Annotated in this window: 11 protein-coding genes; 1 reads left to right on the plus strand and 10 read right to left on the minus strand. The window is 66.3% G+C overall.

The genetic code is table 11. The annotated features are described in order from the left end of the window. Positions 1 to 28: 28 nt before the first annotated feature. Positions 29 to 1,498, minus strand: a complete 1,470-nt coding sequence (locus tag MTBLM5_RS01345) for a TolC family protein (RefSeq protein WP_173973999.1) — start codon at positions 1,496 to 1,498, stop codon at positions 29 to 31. A gap of 382 nt (positions 1,499 to 1,880) precedes the next feature. On the opposite strand from MTBLM5_RS01345, the gene MTBLM5_RS01350 reads away from it, so the two are divergent. Next, the gene (locus tag MTBLM5_RS01350; RefSeq protein ID WP_173974000.1) at positions 1,881 to 2,432 is read left to right on the plus strand and encodes a GntR family transcriptional regulator; all 552 of its coding nucleotides are present in this window, start codon (positions 1,881 to 1,883) and stop codon (positions 2,430 to 2,432) included. Between the two features lie 23 nt (positions 2,433 to 2,455). On the opposite strand, the gene MTBLM5_RS01355 is transcribed toward MTBLM5_RS01350, so the two are convergent. From MTBLM5_RS01355 to MTBLM5_RS01395, 9 genes are all read right to left on the minus strand, one after another. Beyond that, positions 2,456 to 3,136 (minus strand): response regulator transcription factor, encoded by a 681-nt coding sequence (locus MTBLM5_RS01355; protein ID WP_173974001.1) that lies wholly within the window; start codon positions 3,134 to 3,136, stop codon positions 2,456 to 2,458. Between the two features lie 10 nt (positions 3,137 to 3,146). Further along, a complete protein-coding gene (locus MTBLM5_RS01360) occupies positions 3,147 to 3,848 on the minus strand; it encodes a response regulator (RefSeq protein ID WP_173974002.1) in 702 nt (233 codons plus the stop codon). 175 nt (positions 3,849 to 4,023) lie between these two features. Next, entirely contained in the window at positions 4,024 to 4,248 is a 225-nt protein-coding gene (locus tag MTBLM5_RS01365) for a hypothetical protein (protein ID WP_254430852.1), read from the minus strand. A 2-nt stretch (positions 4,249 to 4,250) separates the two neighbouring features. After that, a complete protein-coding gene (lexA, locus tag MTBLM5_RS01370; protein WP_173974003.1) occupies positions 4,251 to 4,961 on the minus strand; it encodes a transcriptional repressor LexA in 711 nt (236 codons plus the stop codon). A gap of 104 nt (positions 4,962 to 5,065) precedes the next feature. Beyond that, positions 5,066 to 6,268 (minus strand): gephyrin-like molybdotransferase Glp, encoded by a 1,203-nt coding sequence (glp, locus tag MTBLM5_RS01375; protein ID WP_173974004.1) that lies wholly within the window; start codon positions 6,266 to 6,268, stop codon positions 5,066 to 5,068. Next, the gene (moaC, locus tag MTBLM5_RS01380) at positions 6,265 to 6,747 is read right to left on the minus strand and encodes a cyclic pyranopterin monophosphate synthase MoaC (RefSeq protein WP_256367142.1); all 483 of its coding nucleotides are present in this window, start codon (positions 6,745 to 6,747) and stop codon (positions 6,265 to 6,267) included. Before moaC ends, glp begins: the two co-directional genes overlap by 4 nt. Next, the gene (gene trpC / locus MTBLM5_RS01385) at positions 6,744 to 7,544 is read right to left on the minus strand and encodes an indole-3-glycerol phosphate synthase TrpC (RefSeq protein ID WP_173974005.1); all 801 of its coding nucleotides are present in this window, start codon (positions 7,542 to 7,544) and stop codon (positions 6,744 to 6,746) included. Before trpC ends, moaC begins: the two co-directional genes overlap by 4 nt. 2 nt (positions 7,545 to 7,546) lie before the next feature. Next, positions 7,547 to 8,599, minus strand: coding sequence for an anthranilate phosphoribosyltransferase (gene trpD / locus MTBLM5_RS01390; RefSeq protein WP_173974006.1), 1,053 nt, complete (start codon positions 8,597 to 8,599; stop codon positions 7,547 to 7,549). Continuing rightward, positions 8,599 to 9,189 (minus strand): aminodeoxychorismate/anthranilate synthase component II, encoded by a 591-nt coding sequence (locus tag MTBLM5_RS01395; RefSeq protein WP_173974007.1) that lies wholly within the window; start codon positions 9,187 to 9,189, stop codon positions 8,599 to 8,601. The genes trpD and MTBLM5_RS01395 overlap by 1 nt, the downstream gene beginning before the upstream one ends. Between the last annotated feature and the right edge of the window lie 7,022 nt (positions 9,190 to 16,211).

Consider the following 16,211-nt stretch of genomic DNA (forward strand, 5'->3'; position numbering starts at 1 on the left):
GTCACGCAAACGAAATGTGCGGCCCGGCCTACCTTTGGCCCTTTCGGGCGGCGGCCTGGTCGGATTGACGCAGCAGATCGGACATGCGCGACCGGACGCCCTCGGCCTCGTCCTTGCGGGCCGACACCGGCATGGCCGCCAGCGAATTGGCGCCGGATTGCTGACGGTTCAGGTCGCGCGCGGTCGGGACAGCCATGCGGCCCGGATATTGCGGCGGAAGCGTGGCGGCCTGCTCGATCACCGGCAATTCCAGGCGGCCGATGCCGGCCAGCAACTCATAAGAATGCTTGATGATGTTGTAATAGGCCTGGGTGCGCTCGATCTGGGCCAGGATGATGGCGTTTTCCTCGTCCAGCACTTCCTGGACGGTGGCCTTGCCGGCGTCGCGCTGCTTCTTCTTCGCCTCCCAGACTTCCTCGGCCAGGATGGCGGCGTTGTCCTGCAGGTCCAGGCTTTCCTTGGCGTTGTTCAGCTTGTGCCAGGCGCTGCGCACTTCGTTGGCGACAGTGCGCATGGCATCCAGGTGATCGTCCTTGGCGGCGGTGGCGTTGAAGGTGGCCTGGGCGACCTGGGAATCGGTCTTGAAGCCCGAGAACAGTTCCCAGGTGGCGGTCAGCAGCAGCGACCAGTCGCGGCGCACGCCCAGGGTGGCGTTCTTGTCGTTTTCGTAATTGGCCTTGCCGATCAGGTCCAGCGTCGGGAAGTAGCCGGCTTCCATCACCCGCTTCTGCTCGCTCAAGGATTCGATCTTGAACGCGGCGGAATCGACCATCGGGCTTTCGTCTTCGGCGGCACGCAAGGCCGATTCCAGTTCGCTCGGCAGGACCGTCGCCGGAATCGGCGGGTCGCTCATCTTCGACACTTCCGGAGCGTGGCCGAAATTTTGGGCGAAGATCGAGGCGTAGACCTGGAAGTCGCGTTCATAGGCCAGACGGCGGACCTTGGCCACCTGCAGGCGCTGCTTGGCGGCCAGGACGTCGGCGGCGATGCCCGAGCCCTTTTGCACGCGCTCGTCTTCCAGGTTCTGCTGCTCGGCGATCTTGCGTTCGCTCTCGCGCGCCAACTGGATCATCTTGTGATAGCGCAAGACCTCGACATAGGCGCTCATGCCCTCGGAAAACACCGTCTTGCGGGCGACGCGCAGATCGGCTTCGGCCATGGCCTTGGCGGCCTTGGCCTGATCGACCTGGGCGTCGGTCGAGAAGCCGTCGAAGATCTTCTGGGTGACGGTGATGCCGGCGGTTTCGCGGCCCTTGTAGTAACGGTGGCCTTCGGTGGTGCGCCGGGTCGGGCTGTCGACATATTCCGGGCCGGAATCGCCAGTGAGCTTGACCGTCGGCAGATAGCCGGAGCGGGCGACGCCGATTCCCTCGGTGCTGGAGCCTACGGAATTGCGCTTGGATTGCAGTTTCGGGTGGTTTTCGTCGGCGGTACGCAGTTCATCAAGCAGAGTCTGCGCGTCAGACGCTGGCGCCGAGGCGAGCAATACGGCGACCATCGCACCGGATGCCAGAAGCAGAGAGCGGAAAGACTGTACGGACAAGAAGACTTCCCCCTGAAACCAACTCGAAGCCAAAGGCGCGAACATCATGCCGCCGCCTTCACCCGCGCGACATTCTTATACACCCATTGAAATGCCGGGAAAACCACCGAAGCCAGGCATTCCAAGTATGGCCAGTATGACCCACCATCAGAAGATATAACCCGATCACTTTGATTTATAAAGCAATAAACGACAGCCGAAGCGCGGCCGCGTCTGGCGAACGGTGAAAAATGCTACTCAAAGAGGTGCAAACCTGCTAAGAATGCAGCCTTAAGGTACAATTGTGTATGGCGATTTTTTGATGTCTGGTATTGGCAGCGGGCAGGCAAAACCTAAAATGACCCTGGCGGAGCAGGTCGCCCTGCAACTCGCCATCGAGATCGTCACTGGAAGCCTGCTTCCCGGCTCTCGCCTTGACGAAAAGGTTCAGTCGGCGCGCCTTCGCGTCTCGCGCACGCCCCTGCGCGAGGCCTTGTGCCAGCTGACCTCGATGGGGTTGGCGCATAGCCGATCCCATTGCGGGGTATTCGTGGTCGATGGTGCCGGTCTGGCCCTGCTGCAGGCGGTCGAGGAACTGATCGGCGCCCGCCTGAGCGTTCATCTGGCCCAGGCCACCCCGGACGAACGACGCCAAACCGCCAATGCGATCCTGGCCGGCAGCGATTGGGGCGCGCGGCTGATGCGCGGCAGCCATAACCCGATTCTGAGCCGAATCGGCCTGACGCTATGGCACATCTTCGACGCCATCGCCCGCGTCGATCAGGCCGGCGCGGTGCGTGCCAGTTTGGCCAAGGCGGTCGAGGATGGTGATGGCGAGCGGGGGCGCATCGCGCTTCGCGCCTATCTGTCCGCCGTGTCTGGATGCGTCGAGGGTGCGCGCGCTGCCTGAACGGGCAATGCACAGGCTTCCGATCAGACCGGGCGGCCGGAGCTCGCCTTGTTTCCGGAAATTCCCGCCATCAGCGCGATTCGGGCGGCCTCGGTCCGGTTGGCCACGCCCAACTTCCGGAACATGTTGCGCAAGTGGGCCTTGACCGTCACTTCCTGCAGGTCGAGCGCCCGGGCGATGACCTTGTTCGGCGCGCCGTCGACGATCTGGTTCAAGATGTCACGTTCGCGCGGCGTCAATAACGCGATCGGCGAACCCGGCGGCAAGGTGGGTTCGGCCTGCTCGGCCGAACTGCGCACCATGTCGCGGTGTTCGAACAAGAACGGCGGCACGTACTTCTCGCCCGAAAGAACCAGCCGCAGAACGCCGATAATGGTTTCGCCGCGCATGGTCTTGGGAATATAGCCGGCGGCGCCGGCCTCGATGGCGGCGAAGGCATCGTCGGGCTTGGTCGATCCCGACAAGATCAGCACCGGCACCGACGGGAAGGCCGCCTTGAAACGATCCAGGCCAGCCAGGCGATCCATCCCCGGCATGTAAAGGTCTAGGATCGCCAGCGCCAGATCGGAGCCGCCAGCGCACCGCGTCAAGGCCTCCTCCAGCGAGGCCGCCTCGATCACCGTGACGTCGGGCCCCACCCGTTCCAGGAACGGGACCAGGCCATCACGAACCATCGCATGGTCGTCGGCTAACAGGATGTGCATGGCTCCCCCCTCACGCGTGATCCTGAAAAGGCGTCGAATTCTGCCCCGCCAGTTCGTCAAGCCGCCGCTTCAGTTCGGCCGGATTGAACGGCTTCGACAAAATACCCGTTACATTGGCGCCCAAATCGCCAGGTGCTCCGGGGTCCAGGTGTCCGGTCACGATGATGACCGGCGTGCCCGGCTGAATTTCTGCCAACTGCGAAATCAATTGGTGGCCGTCCAGTCCGGGCATGCGGATGTCGGTGACCACCGCGGTATAAAGCGACGAACGGCAAAAACCCAGCGCCGCCAGACCGTCATAGGCGATATCGACGGTATAGCCCGCCCGTTCCAGATATTCCGCCAGCATCATCGAGGACAAGGCCTCGTCGTCGGCAAGCAGGATTCTCGGGCGAGATTCGCCATCGGAATCGGCACCGGCCTCGACCTCGGCATGAATGCTGGCCGGTGTTTCGGCCAGCGGTCGGGCCTCGGCGATCAGCGCGGCCAGTTCCTCGACCTGAGTCAAGATGGCATCGGCGCGGCGCACCACGCGCTGGATGTCCAACCGGCCATCGGTCGCGTCAAGCCGCAATGTCTCGGCCGCCAATCGGATGACATGCAAGCATTGGTTAGCATCGTGAATAAAGCGGGGCTGCATCGACTCTGCCGCGGCGGCCTGAATTGGCGCCCGATTCTTGCCGTGACCCTTTTTTGCCGCCGTACCCGGCATTTTGCCAGCCCCCAAACTCAGGCCTGCAAGTATGCCCAAGGGGGGAACGTTTGACACCATGATTTTGTGTTTAGGGCAAAGCGGGTCAAATCCGACGCTGGAAGCGGGGGAGAGACGCGCAGGTCACCGCCGTTCCCGTCTGGGTCATGGGCCGGGGATCAGTTGGTGCGGCCTGTCAGCTGACCACCACCTGGTTGCTGGACCAGCGGCGCGACAGCGAGTTGGACAGGCTGCGCCATTCCTCGAAGCGGCGCCGGGCGTCGGCCTCGGCGGCCTTGCGGTTGACGCGGCCCAGATAGGTGACGTTCATCTCGCCCGGGCCGTCGGCCACCGGGCGGCCATCCAGGTCGAAGCGGAAACGAAGGGTGGCGGTCATCGGCATGGCGGTCAATCCGGGCATGATCAATAAGACCGCATCAGGCCGACCAGGCGGCCCTGGACCCGCACGCGATCGGGCGGGAAGATGCGGGTTTCGTACTTCTTGTTGGCCGGTTCCAGCGCGATCGAGGCGCCCTTGCGGCGCAGTCGCTTCAAGGTCACTTCCTCGCCATCGACCAGGGCGACGACGATGGTGCCGGCCTCGGCGCTGTCGCAGCGGCGGATCAGCACGGTGTCGCCGTCGAAGATGCCGGCGTCGATCATCGAATCGCCCTCGACCGACAAGGCGTAATGTTCGCCCCCGCCCAACAAGGCGGCCGGCACCTCGACGGTCGAGGAATGGTCGCGCAGGGCCTCGATCGGCGTGCCGGCGGCGATCTTGCCGTAAAGCGGCAGCGACACCGCGTCGGCGGCCGACGCGACCATGGCGGCGCCGGCCAGCGCGGTCTGGCTGAAATCACCCTTGATGACGTTGGGCGAGAAGCGCGGCGACGGCGCCGGCAGCGGCTGATCGCCCTGGTTCTCGGGCAGCTTCACCACTTCCAGCGCGCGGGCGCGGTGGGCCAGGCGGCGGATGAAGCCGCGTTCCTCGAGCCCGGTGATCAGACGGTGGATGCCCGATTTCGACTTGAGGTCCAGCGCTTCCTTCATTTCGTCGAAGGACGGCGAGATGCCCGAGGCCCGCAGGCGCTCGTCGATAAACATCAGCAATTCGTACTGTTTGCGGGTCAGCATCGCCGATCACTCCCACCTGGACCGCACAGAAAGCGGAACAAAGCCAAAACTGTTGGCTTTGTTCTATGCCTGTTCCCGGTGGGCGTCAAGCAAAGAATTCAGGCTTATGTCCCGTCCGGCAGCGGCATGACCAGGACCGGGTCGCCGTCCTTGCCTTCGGGGGCGTGGGGCGGGCGGATCAGCAGGCAGCCGGCGGCGGCCAGGCCCGAGACAACCGCCGAATCCTGGCGGGGGAAGGGGGTGGCGACCAGGCTGCCGTCGGGTCGGCGTTCCAGGCTGGCGCGCTGATAATCCTGGCGGCCGTCATTGGCCTTGACCGGGCCGCCCAGGCGAGCGGCGACCGGCGGCACCACCGGGGTCAGACCCTGCAGGGCGCGCAGCATCGGCAACAGGAAGACATAGGCGCACACCATGGCCGAGACCGGATTGCCCGGTAGGCCCAGCACCGGCACATGCTTCAATTTTCCGTACATCAGCGGCTTGCCGGGGCGGATGGCGATTTTCCAGAAATCCAGCTCCAGCCCCTGTTCGGCCAGCACGTCCTGAACCAGATCGTAATCGCCGACCGAGGCACCACCCGAGGTGACCAGAAGGTCGCAGCCGGCGGCGGCCTTGATCATCGCCGACAGCGAGTTGCGGCTGTCCTTGGCGATGCCCAACTGCACCGGTTCGCCGCCGGCCTGGGCGATCATGGCGGCCAGGGCCGGCCCGTTGGACGACACGATTTGGGCGGGGCCGACCGGATCGCCGGGCATCACGATTTCGTCGCCGGTGGACAAGATGGCGATGCGCGGCCGGCGGCGCACCGTCAGCCATGGCAGGTTCATCGCCGCCGCCAGGCCGATCTGGCGCGGCCCCAGCAGGGTTCCGGCCTTCAGCAGGCATTCGCCCACCGAGAAATCGGCCCCTTGCGGGCGGACATGGCGGCCGGCGGCCTGGGTGGTGGTGATGATGACGATATCGGCCTCGCGGCTGGTGTCTTCCTGCATCACCACCGAGCAGGCGCCCTTGGCCATCGGCGCACCGGTGAAGATGCGCACCGCCTGGCCGGGGCCGACAATGCCGGTGAACGGATGGCCGGCGCCGGATTCGCCGATCACCGTCAGCCGGCTGCCCGGCTGGGCGATGTCTTCGGCCCGCACCGCATAGCCGTCCATGGCCGAGACGTCCGAGGGCGGATGGGCCAGGCGGGCGCACGCATCCTCGGCCAGCACGCGGCCCAGGGCGGCGGGCAGGGCCACGACTTCCGTCGCGGTCGGCGCCAGGCCGGCCAGCACCCGTTCCAGGGCGACATCGACGGTGATCATGGGCTGGCCTCCCAGGTGCCGGACTTGCCGCCGGACTTGTGGATCAATCGGATGTTGGTGATGCGAAGCCCTTTGTCGACCGCCTTGACCATGTCGTAGACGGTCAAGGCCGCCACCGACACGGCGGTCAGCGCTTCCATCTCGACGCCGGTGCGGCCCTTCAGCTTGCACAAGGCCTCGATCAGCACGGCGTTGTTTTCAGGGTCCAGCGCCAGTTCGACCTTGACCGAGGTCAGGGCCAGCGGGTGGCACAGCGGAATCAGATCGGGCGCGCGCTTGGCCCCCATGATGCCAGCCAATTGGGCCACCGCCAGCACGTCGCCCTTCTTCAGGCCGCGGGACTGGATCAAGGCCATGGTGGCCGGCGCCATCAGCACGGTGCCCTGGGCGATGGCGACGCGTTCGGTCTCGTCCTTGGCCGAGACATCGACCATCACCGCGTTGCCGGCCCCGTCGAAATGGGTGAGCTCGGAACTCACGTTTTGGCGCCGGCCAACAGGACGCGGGTGGCCATCTCGACGTCGGGGCGCTTCATCAGCGCCTCGCCGATCAGGAAGCGCTTGGCGCCGGCGGCAACCATGCGCTTGATGTCGACGGGGCTGTCGATGCCGCTTTCGCAGACGATCTGACGGTCGGCCGGCACCAGCGGGGCCAGGCGCTCGGTGGTGGCCAGGTCGGTCTTCATGATGCGCAGGTCGCGGTTGTTGATGCCGATCAGCGGCGATTTCAGCTTCAAGGCGCGGTCCAGCTCGGCCTCGTCATGGACCTCGATCAGCACGTCCATGCCATAGCCCAGGGCGATGTCTTCAAGGGACGCCAGGTCGGCATCGGGCAGGGCGCCGACGATCAGCAAGATGCAGTCGGCCCCCAGGGCGCGGGCCTCGACCACCTGATAGGGATCGACCATGAAATCCTTGCGGATCACCGGCAGATCGCAGTTCGACCGCGCCTCGCCCAGATCGGCGTCCGAGCCCTGGAAGAATTTCTGGTCGGTCAGCACCGACAGGCAGGTGGCGCCGCCGCGCTGATAGGCGCGGGCCAATTGCGACGGCTTGAAATCCTTGCGGATCACCCCGGCCGACGGCGACGCCTTTTTGATTTCGGCGATCAATCCGATGCCGCCGGCTTCGACCTTGGCGGTCAGCGCCTTGGCGAAACCGCGCGGCGGGGCCTGGTCCTGGGCGCGCTTCAACAGTTCCTGGATCGGCCGGCGGCTTTTCTGCTCGGTGACCTGCTTGCGCTTCTCGTCGCAGATGCGGTCAAGGACGGTGGACATGATCAAACCTCGCGGTTGGTGATGGCGACCATGCGATCCAGCACGGCGCGGGCTTTGCCGGAATCGATGGATTGCGCGGCGGCGGCGACCCCTTCCTTCAGGTCGGCGGCGCGGCCGGCGACGATCAGGGTGGCGGCGGCATTCAGCAGCACGATGTCGCGATAGGCGCCCTTGGCGCCGTCCAACAGCGCCTTCAAGGCGGCGGCGTTGACCGTGGCGTCGCCGCCCTTGAGATCGGCGGCATGGGCGCGGGGCAGGCCTGCATCCTCGGGCCGGATCTCGAAGGTCGAGACCTTGCCGTCCTTCCATTCGGCCACCAGCGACGGCGCCGTGGTGGTCAGTTCGTCCAGGCCGTCGCGGCCGTGCACCACCCAGGCGCGTTCGACGCCCAGGCGGCCCAGCACCTCGGCGATGGGCTCGACCCATTGGCTGGCGAACACGCCCATCACCTGGAAGGCCGCCCCGGCCGGGTTGGCCAGCGGCCCCAGCAGGTTGAAGATGGTCCGGGTGCCCAGCTCGACCCGCGGGCCGGCGACGTGGCGCATGGCGTTGTGGTGGCGCGGCGCCATCAAGAAGCCCAGATGGTTGTCCCACAGGCTTTCCTTGACCAGCGCCATGTCGGCATCGACCTTGATGCCCAGCGCGGCCAGCACGTCGGCCGATCCCGATTTCGACGACAGCGCCCGGTTGCCGTGCTTGGCCACCGGCACGCCGCAGCCGGCGATGACGAAGGCCGCCGCCGTCGAGATGTTGAAGGTGCCCGAGCCGTCGCCGCCGGTGCCGCAGGTGTCGACCGCGCCGGGCGGGGCCTCGACGCGCAGCGCCTTGGCCCGCATGATGCGCGCAGCACCGGTGATTTCCTCGACGGTCTCGCCGCGCACCCTAAGGCCCATCAACAGGCCGCCGATCTGGGCCGGCGTGGCGTCGCCGGACATGATGACCTCGAACACTTCCTCGGCCTGGGCCTCGGACATGGTGTGGCCGACGGCGATACGGCCCAGCACTTCCTTCATCAGGGCCAGGGACGCCGGGACCGGAGCAGGGGCGGTGGACATCAGGCGGCGTTCCCTTGGGCTTTGCGGCAAAGCGCGATGAAGTTTCGCAGCATGGCGTGGCCATGCTCGGTCTCGATGCTTTCGGGGTGGAACTGCACCCCCCAGGCGGCGATGTCGTTGTGCGCCAGCCCCATGATCAGCCCATCCTCGGTCCAGGCCGAGACGTGCAGGCAATTGGGCAGCGAGGCGCGCTCGACCACCAGCGAATGGTAGCGGGTCGCCCGGAACGGCGAGGGCAATCCCTCGAAGATGCCGGTGCCGTCATGGTGGATGGTATCGACCTTGCCGTGCATCGGCTCGGGGGCGCGCACGACGCGGCCGCCGAAGGCCTGGCCCATGGATTGCTCGCCCAGGCAGACGCCGAACATCGGCACCTTCCCGGCGGCGGCCTTGATCAGGTCCAGGCAGATGCCGGCGCGGTCGGGATCGCACGGCCCGGGCGAGATGACGATGCCTTCCGGCCCCATCGCCAGCGCCTGCTCGACGGTCAGCGCGTCGTTGCGCCGCACCTCGACCTCGACACCCAGTTCGCCCAGATAGTGCCAAAGGTTGTAGGTGAAGCTGTCGTAATTATCGATCAGAAGGAACAAGTCTGCACCTAACCGTTTGAATCGGCGACATTCGCCTGCTCGCCCCACCCAGGATGGTCCAGGGGCGCCGGGCGAAGCGGGACGACCGGGATATTAGGCTGGTGCGATTTTCATCGCAACCGGCGGATTCGGTGCAAGCATTCGCATGCGGGGCGGCCGGCTTCGGCCGCCCCGACTATTTCTATGCCCCCAGCTTTTCCAGGTGGTTGAACGCCACCGTGTGGTGATCCTCGAACTCGATCCGGCCCGAGGCGTCGCCGTTGAACACCAGATCGCCATTGGCGTCGATGGAAGCCGGCCCCGAGCCGGGATCGAGATGAACGACGAAATCCTGGTCGCTGGCCGAGGTGCCGGTGACGATGGTCGGATCGTTCTGATCGACCTGCAGCAGCCAGTCGCCGGCACCGCCGTCGCCATGGCGGACCGTCAGCATGTCCAGGCCGGCCGATCCGTTGAAGGTGGCGCCGCCATCCTCGGGGCTGATGAACAAGGAATCGCCGTTGATCACCCCGCCGGTCGAGTTCCAGCGGATGTCGCCCAGGGCGTCGCCTTGCAGGGCGATGGGGTCGGTGGCGCCGTTGGCCCCGATCGAGGCGGTGGTCTGGACGCTGTCCTGGGCACCGCTTTCATCGAACACGGTGACGCTGAAGGTCCGCGCCCCGGGATCGATGGTGCCGGTGTCGTTGGTCAACACCACCTTGGCGGCGATGGCGCCGTAATCGGCATAGGTGCCGGCGCCCGAGAACACCAGCGCATGGTTGGCGCCGTCATAGGCGACGGTGATGCCGGTCCCTTCGACCACCAGCGAGCCCTGGGCGTTGAAGCCCAGATCCAGGCCCGACACCCCCAGGCTGTCGCCCATCTCCCAGCCGCCGGAAATCTTGACAGTCATGCCGCTGAGCGCAGTGCCATCGACGTCGGTGACCTGAATGGTGTCCGGCCCGGGCAGCACATGGATCGGGTTGGTCGTGGCGGTGCCGCTGATCCCTTGGGCGACGGTGAACAGCGACACATCGGGGGCGTCGTTGACGGCGTCGAAGTGGACCGTCAACTGGCTGCTGGCCGATTGCTCGGTGGCGGCCTCGGTGGCGGTGGCGGTGATGGTCAGCACCGCGTCGCCCGACCAGTTGGTGGGCGGGATCATCTTCAGGCCGGCGATGTCGGCGGCGTCGATGATCCACTTGCCGCCTGAGGATTCGACGATCTGGGTGCCATCCACGGCCAGGAACTTGGTGCCGGCCGGTGCTCCGGTGATGGTCACCGCCAGGGTTTCCGAACCGTCGGTGTCGGTCAGGGCGGCGGCGAAGGACAGCGCGGTGGCGGTGTCTTCCAGCCCCGAGGCCTGGTTGCCGGCGGTTGCCGGCGTCAGATCGGTGATGGTCACGGTGGGCAGGTCGGCCACCCCGGTCAGCATCACCGCGAAGGACTTGGTCACGCTGGTCGCGGTCGAGGCATCGTCGGTCGAGGTGGCATAGGCCGTCATGGTCCACGACCCCGAGGCGTTCAGCGGCCCCTTGAAATGCAGGTGGGCGAGGTCGGCGGATTCGATCTTCCATATTCCGGCCGAAACCTGGGTGCCGACCGCATGGCCGGCGCCGTCGGTGAAGGTGGCGCCCACCGGCACGTTGCCGATGGTCACCGACAGGCCTTCCGACAGGTCGATCAATTGGGCGTTGAGGTTGAGCGCCAGCTCGACATCCTCGGAGCCCGAGGCGGCCTGCGGATCGATGGTCGGCTGGTCGGCGACACCGTTGACGGTGACGGTGAAAGAGCCCGAGGCCGAGGCGATCTCGTTCTTCACCCCGTTCTCCGAGGTATAGGCGGTGACCGTCAAATTCCAGTCGGACGAATCGTCCTGGCCGGGCAGGAAGCTGACCCCGGTCAGCTTGGCGACCCAGCCGTGGGTCGGGTCGTTGACCAGGCTGATATTGGCGCCCTTGACCGTCCAGGTGCCGTCATTGTTATTGAAGGCGCCCTGGATCAGCGCGCCGGCCGGCACATTGCCGATGACCACCGAGATGCCTTCCGAGCCATAGGTGTTGGCCCCCACCAGATCCTTGCCGTCCATCATGACGTCCAGGGCGATGGCGGTATCCTCGTTGCCGCTGACCGCGTTGGCATGGACGATGGGCGCGTCGGCGTCGGCCTGGACCGAGAAGCTGAGCGCGCCGGTGGCGGTGGCAGCCGTTGCCCCCTGGTCCGACACGGTGATCGAGAAGGCGAGCGACACCTGGCCCGAATATTGGGCCGGCGGCCGGAACGACAGGCCGGTCAGGCTGCTCGAGCCGTTGGCGGCGAAGTCGGCGACATTGACCTGATAGGTGTTGGCAGACACCGGAATCAGCGGGGTGCCGCTGGCATCGACCAACTGGCCGGCGCCGCCGGTCAGCCGGATGGTCAGCACGCCATCGACCAGGGATTCCGAGTAATCGGCATCCAGTTCGGCCAGCGAGATCGACAGCGGGATGTCGCCCATGTCCTCGATGATGGCGCCGCCGCCATTGGCCGACAGCGCGAACGAGGCACCGTCGGTGACCGGGCTGACCGCCACCGGCAGGGCGGCGGTTTCGGTGACGGCGTAAAGCCCGTCCTTGATGGCCACCGCCCGCAGGCCGATCGCCATGGTCCCTGAGAAATCGTCGGGCGGGGTGATCGACAGCGAGGCGGCCGATCCGGCCGGCACCACCCAGTCGCCGGTCAGGAAGTTGTAATAGCCGCCCGACACCGAAGCGCCGGCCGGAACGTCGGTGACCACCAGGCCGCTGATCGTCTCGGTGGCCGGATTGTCGGCGGTCACGGTCAGGCCGCCCAGAGTGAAGGCGGTATCCTCGGGGGTGGCCAGGGAGCCTGCGATGTCGGGGGCGCCGATGGTGGCCGGGGGCGTGGTCGGCCACGGGCCGTTGCCGGGATGGGTGCCGTCGGCGGCGACCGTCAGCGTCACCGCCACCGGGCCGAAGCGGTCGGTATCGACATGGCCCTCGGAATCGGTGTCCTTGACCACCGCATAGAAGTTCAAGGTCGCGGTGCCGGTATAGTTGGTGCTGAGTGTGGGCGGGAAGGTGCCGGCGCTGGCCGGCAGGATCCAGGTTCCCTCGCCGGCATTGATGCCGTAGGACAGCACCATGCCCTGCGGGACGCCGGTGACCATGAAATAGCTGGCCGCTTCCGACAGATCGTCGTCATTCAGGCCGAAGGTCAGGTTGGCGCCGGTATCGGCGGCCAGATCGACCACCTCGCCGGGATAGGCCGAGATGGTGCTGTCATCCACCGTGAAGGTCGGCTGATCGACATCGGGCGAGATCGCCACCTTGCCGTTGACCACCCGCGTCGCGGTCGAGCCGTCGATATCGGTCGCCGTCACCGTCAGCTTGATGGGGATGTCGTTGGACCAGTCGGCCGGCACGCCGTACAGCTTCATCGCCGACAGGCTGCCGGAATCGTTGGCCAGGCCGTTGGCGGTATTGTCGGTGAAATGGCTGGCCAGGTTCAACTGGCCGGCACCGGGGGTTTCCGACAGGCTGATGGTGATGTGGCCGTTGATCGCGGTATAGGTCTGGCCGCCGAAGGTCAGCGACACGCCGTTCGGATCGATGCCGCCCAGCAGGCTGGTGTCGAGGTCGATGACCAGGGCGCTGACATGCTCGACGCCGCCGGTGGTGTCGGCGACCGAGGCCGAGACGTTGATGGCGATGCCGTTGTCGGTGGCCCCCGAGCGCCACGAATCCTCGGCGACCGATGCGCCGATCGAGCCGTTCGGAATGTCGGCATCGGCATCGACCGCCACCCGCAGCGTCCGCTCCTGGCCCAGCGAATGGCCATCATCCTCGGTGGTGATCAGGTCCAGCTTGACGTCGAAGGTCCCGGCATAATTGGAAGGCGCGCGGAAACGCACGTCGCCCAGATGGCTGGGATCGACCGACCATTTGTCGGCGCCGATATATTTCAGGTAGGACTCGCCGCCATTGGCCATCTCGATCGAGATGTCGGCCGGCACGTTCTTGATGACGATGGACAGCGTTTCGGAATTGTCGATGTCCAGCGTGCCGTAATCGCCGAAGCCGGGATCGATCAGCGCCCCCGAGCCCGAGCCCGAGGCGGTGCCGTGGGCGTCGGTGATCTTGTCCTCGATGCCGACGGCCGAAAGGATCTGGCGCCCGTTGGCATCCAGCACCGGCTGGCCGGCGCCGTTGGTCAACAGGTGCTCGGCCGGGATTTCCGGCCCGTCCGAGATGCCCTTGACGATGACCCGCAGGGTCTGAATGTTCTCGGCGATGTCGAGGTTCGAGCCCTCGGTCGAGCGCGCCGTGACGGTGATATTGCCATCGACGTTGGAATCGTGCTTGGGCACGAAATAGACGTTGCCGATCTGGGCGGGGGTCAGCATCCAGGTGGTGCCGTTGGCGTCGGCATAGGGCTGGTTGTTGCCGTCGAACGACACCAAGGTCCCGGCCAGGCCGCCGGCCGAGGTCTGCAAGGTGCCGCCGTCGGGCAGGTTCGAGATGAAATAGCTCAGGCTTTCCGAGCCGTCGGTGTCGGTCAGCGCCGCCTTGATCTCCAGCTTGACGCGGGCATCCTCGTCGACGCGGGCGTGGGACAATTGCAGGGTCGGGGTGTCGGCGTCGGCGTTCACCACCACCTGGAAGCTGACCTGGCTGGTCGCCTCGGCCACCGCCAACTGGCTGCCGGTGGCGGCTTCCAGCGTCCAGGCGTGGAACTCCATCTGCACGTTGGCCGCCGACAGATGATGGCTGTCGGCCGGCGCCGTCACCACCACCTGGTCCAGCTTGGCGGTATCGAGCTGCCACTTGCCGCCGCCCAGGCTGGTGGCGGCGCTATACTGGCCGGACCCGTTGACATAGCCGATCTCCCAGCCGTCATCGACGCTCCACAGTTCGGCCTTGGACAGGCTTTCCGAACCGTCCAGGTCGACCCGCAAAGCCGACAGATCCAGGTCGATGCGGGTGTCTTCGGTGCCGGTCACCACGCCGTTGACGGCGTTGCCGACCGCCACCACCGGGGCATCGGCCACCGCCTTGACCACCAGGGTCTGGTTGGGGGTGGTGTAGGTGTTCCGGGTGCCGCCGCTATCCTCGCTGGTGACGCGGATCTTGTAGATCAGGTCGGTGTCGGAATGCTCGACATTGTCGAACTTGACGCCGTCCAGGCGGAACTTGACCGGCACGCCGGCCACCGTCTGGGTGGTGGTCAGCGACGCCACCGGGAAGGAATAGACATAGTTGGTGCCGTCGTCGGTGAAGGACAGCGGCGTGCCGGCCGCGTCGGTCAACTGTCCGTGGGCGGTGGCCTTGGGGATCAGGATGTCCACCGTGCCGGCCAGATGCTCCGACCCGTCCTGGTCGTTCAGGGTGAATTGCGGGTTGAAGGCGATGGCCACATCCTCGTTGCCGGCCGACAGGGTGCCGACGGTGGTGCTGTCGGCCACCGGGGTCACCTTCAAGGTCAAGGTCATCGGGTCGGACACGGTCTCGGTCGCGCGGGTCAGGCCGGTGCCGGTCAGCGCCGAGGTGTTGGCGGCATAGTCGCCCTCGCGCGCCACGGTGCGGATGTCGAAATGGATGGTGTCGCCGTCGGTGGCGGAAGACCAGTTGGCCTTGCCGCCGACATAGACCTTGCCGGCGAAGACGTCGGCCGCCGACACCTCCCAATAGCCCGAGGCGGGCAGGGCGACGTACTCGCCGGTGGCGATGGTCGTATCCGGGCTGATGGCCAGGCGGGTGCCGGTCTCGGTCGGGTAGATGCGGAACAGGGTCAGGGTTTCCGATCCGTCCGCCGAAATCGCCGTGGCGGCGCTGGTGGCCAGGGCGCTGCCGGCCTCGCCCAGGGTGCCGCTGACCGGGTCGTAACCCGCCAGCACCGAGCGCAGTTGGAACATGGTATCTTCGTTGATGATCTGGGTGTCGGCATCGACCCGCACAGTGGGCTTGTCGGCATCGCCGAACACCGTGACGGTGGCGTTGGCGGTGGTCACCGCGATCTTGCCCGAGGCTGGCGTGCCGGCGGCGTTCTCGACCGCCACCGACTTGACGGTGATGGTGAAGTCGGCGTCGGAATCGGTGGGAAGGTTGGTGACCTTCAGGCCGGCCAGATCGCCGCTCGCCAGCTTCCAGGTGCCGGCGGGAATGATGGTGGTGCCGTCGGCCAGGGTCTCGTCGGCGGCCAGCAAGGTGCCGGCCGACAGGCTGGCCCCGGCGGGAATGCCGGAAACATAGATCGCGGCGATGGATTCCGAGCCGTCAGTGTCGGTCAGCGCGGTCGAGATGGAGAGCGCCGCCCACTTGTCCTCGACGCCAACGCCAGACACCGAAAGTGTGGGGGCGTCGGCCACCGGGTTGACCTTCAGGGTCAAGGTGGCGGGATCGCTGACATTCTCGGTCAGGCGCGAGAGGCCGGTGCCGGACAGCGACGACGTGTTGGCGGCAAAGTCGCTCTCGCGGACCACGGTGCGGACGTCGAAATGAATGGTGTCGCCATCGGTGGCGGCCGACCAATTGGCCTTGCCGCCGACATAGACCTTGCCGGCGAACACATCGGCCGACGAAACCTCCCAATAGCCGGACGCCGGCAGGGTCTGGTACTCGCCGGCCGAGATGGTCGAATCGGCGCTGATCGCCAGCCGGGTGCCGGTCTCGGTCGGATAGATGCGGAACAAGGTGACGGTTTCCGAGCCGTCGGCCGACACCGCGCTGGCGGCACTGGTGCCATAGGCGCTGCCGGTCTCGCCGGACTTGGCGGTGGCCGGGTCGTAGCCGGGCAGCACGCTGCGCAGCTGGAACATCGAATCTTCGTTGATGATTTGGGTGTCGGGATCGACCCAGGTCACCGGCTTGTCGGCGTCGGCGAAGATGGTGGCGTTGAAGGTCGAGGTGCTGATCGCCACCTTGGCGGCCACCTGGCCGTCGCTGGCCTGCTCGGTGGCCACCGAGCGCACGGTGATCTGGAAGTCGCTGTCGCTGTCGGTCGGTAGGTTGGCGATCTTCAGGCCGGACAGTTCGCCCGCATTC

Source organism: Magnetospirillum sp. LM-5 (assembly GCF_902729445.1).
Taxonomy (GTDB): domain Bacteria; phylum Pseudomonadota; class Alphaproteobacteria; order Rhodospirillales; family Magnetospirillaceae; genus Magnetospirillum.

Coding starts and splice junctions, on each gene's coding strand:
- MTBLM5_RS01345 (WP_173973999.1), bottom strand. CDS start 1,498: ATGGTCGCCGTATTGCTCGCCTCGGCGCCAGCGTCTGACGCGCAGACT.
- MTBLM5_RS01350 (WP_173974000.1), top strand. CDS start 1,881: ATGACCCTGGCGGAGCAGGTCGCCCTGCAACTCGCCATCGAGATCGTC.
- MTBLM5_RS01355 (WP_173974001.1), bottom strand. CDS start 3,136: ATGCACATCCTGTTAGCCGACGACCATGCGATGGTTCGTGATGGCCTG.
- MTBLM5_RS01360 (WP_173974002.1), bottom strand. CDS start 3,848: ATGCCGGGTACGGCGGCAAAAAAGGGTCACGGCAAGAATCGGGCGCCA.
- MTBLM5_RS01365 (WP_254430852.1), bottom strand. CDS start 4,248: ATGCCCGGATTGACCGCCATGCCGATGACCGCCACCCTTCGTTTCCGC.
- lexA (WP_173974003.1), bottom strand. CDS start 4,961: ATGCTGACCCGCAAACAGTACGAATTGCTGATGTTTATCGACGAGCGC.
- glp (WP_173974004.1), bottom strand. CDS start 6,268: ATGATCACCGTCGATGTCGCCCTGGAACGGGTGCTGGCCGGCCTGGCG.
- trpC (WP_173974005.1), bottom strand. CDS start 7,544: ATGTCCACCGTCCTTGACCGCATCTGCGACGAGAAGCGCAAGCAGGTC.
- trpD (WP_173974006.1), bottom strand. CDS start 8,599: ATGTCCACCGCCCCTGCTCCGGTCCCGGCGTCCCTGGCCCTGATGAAG.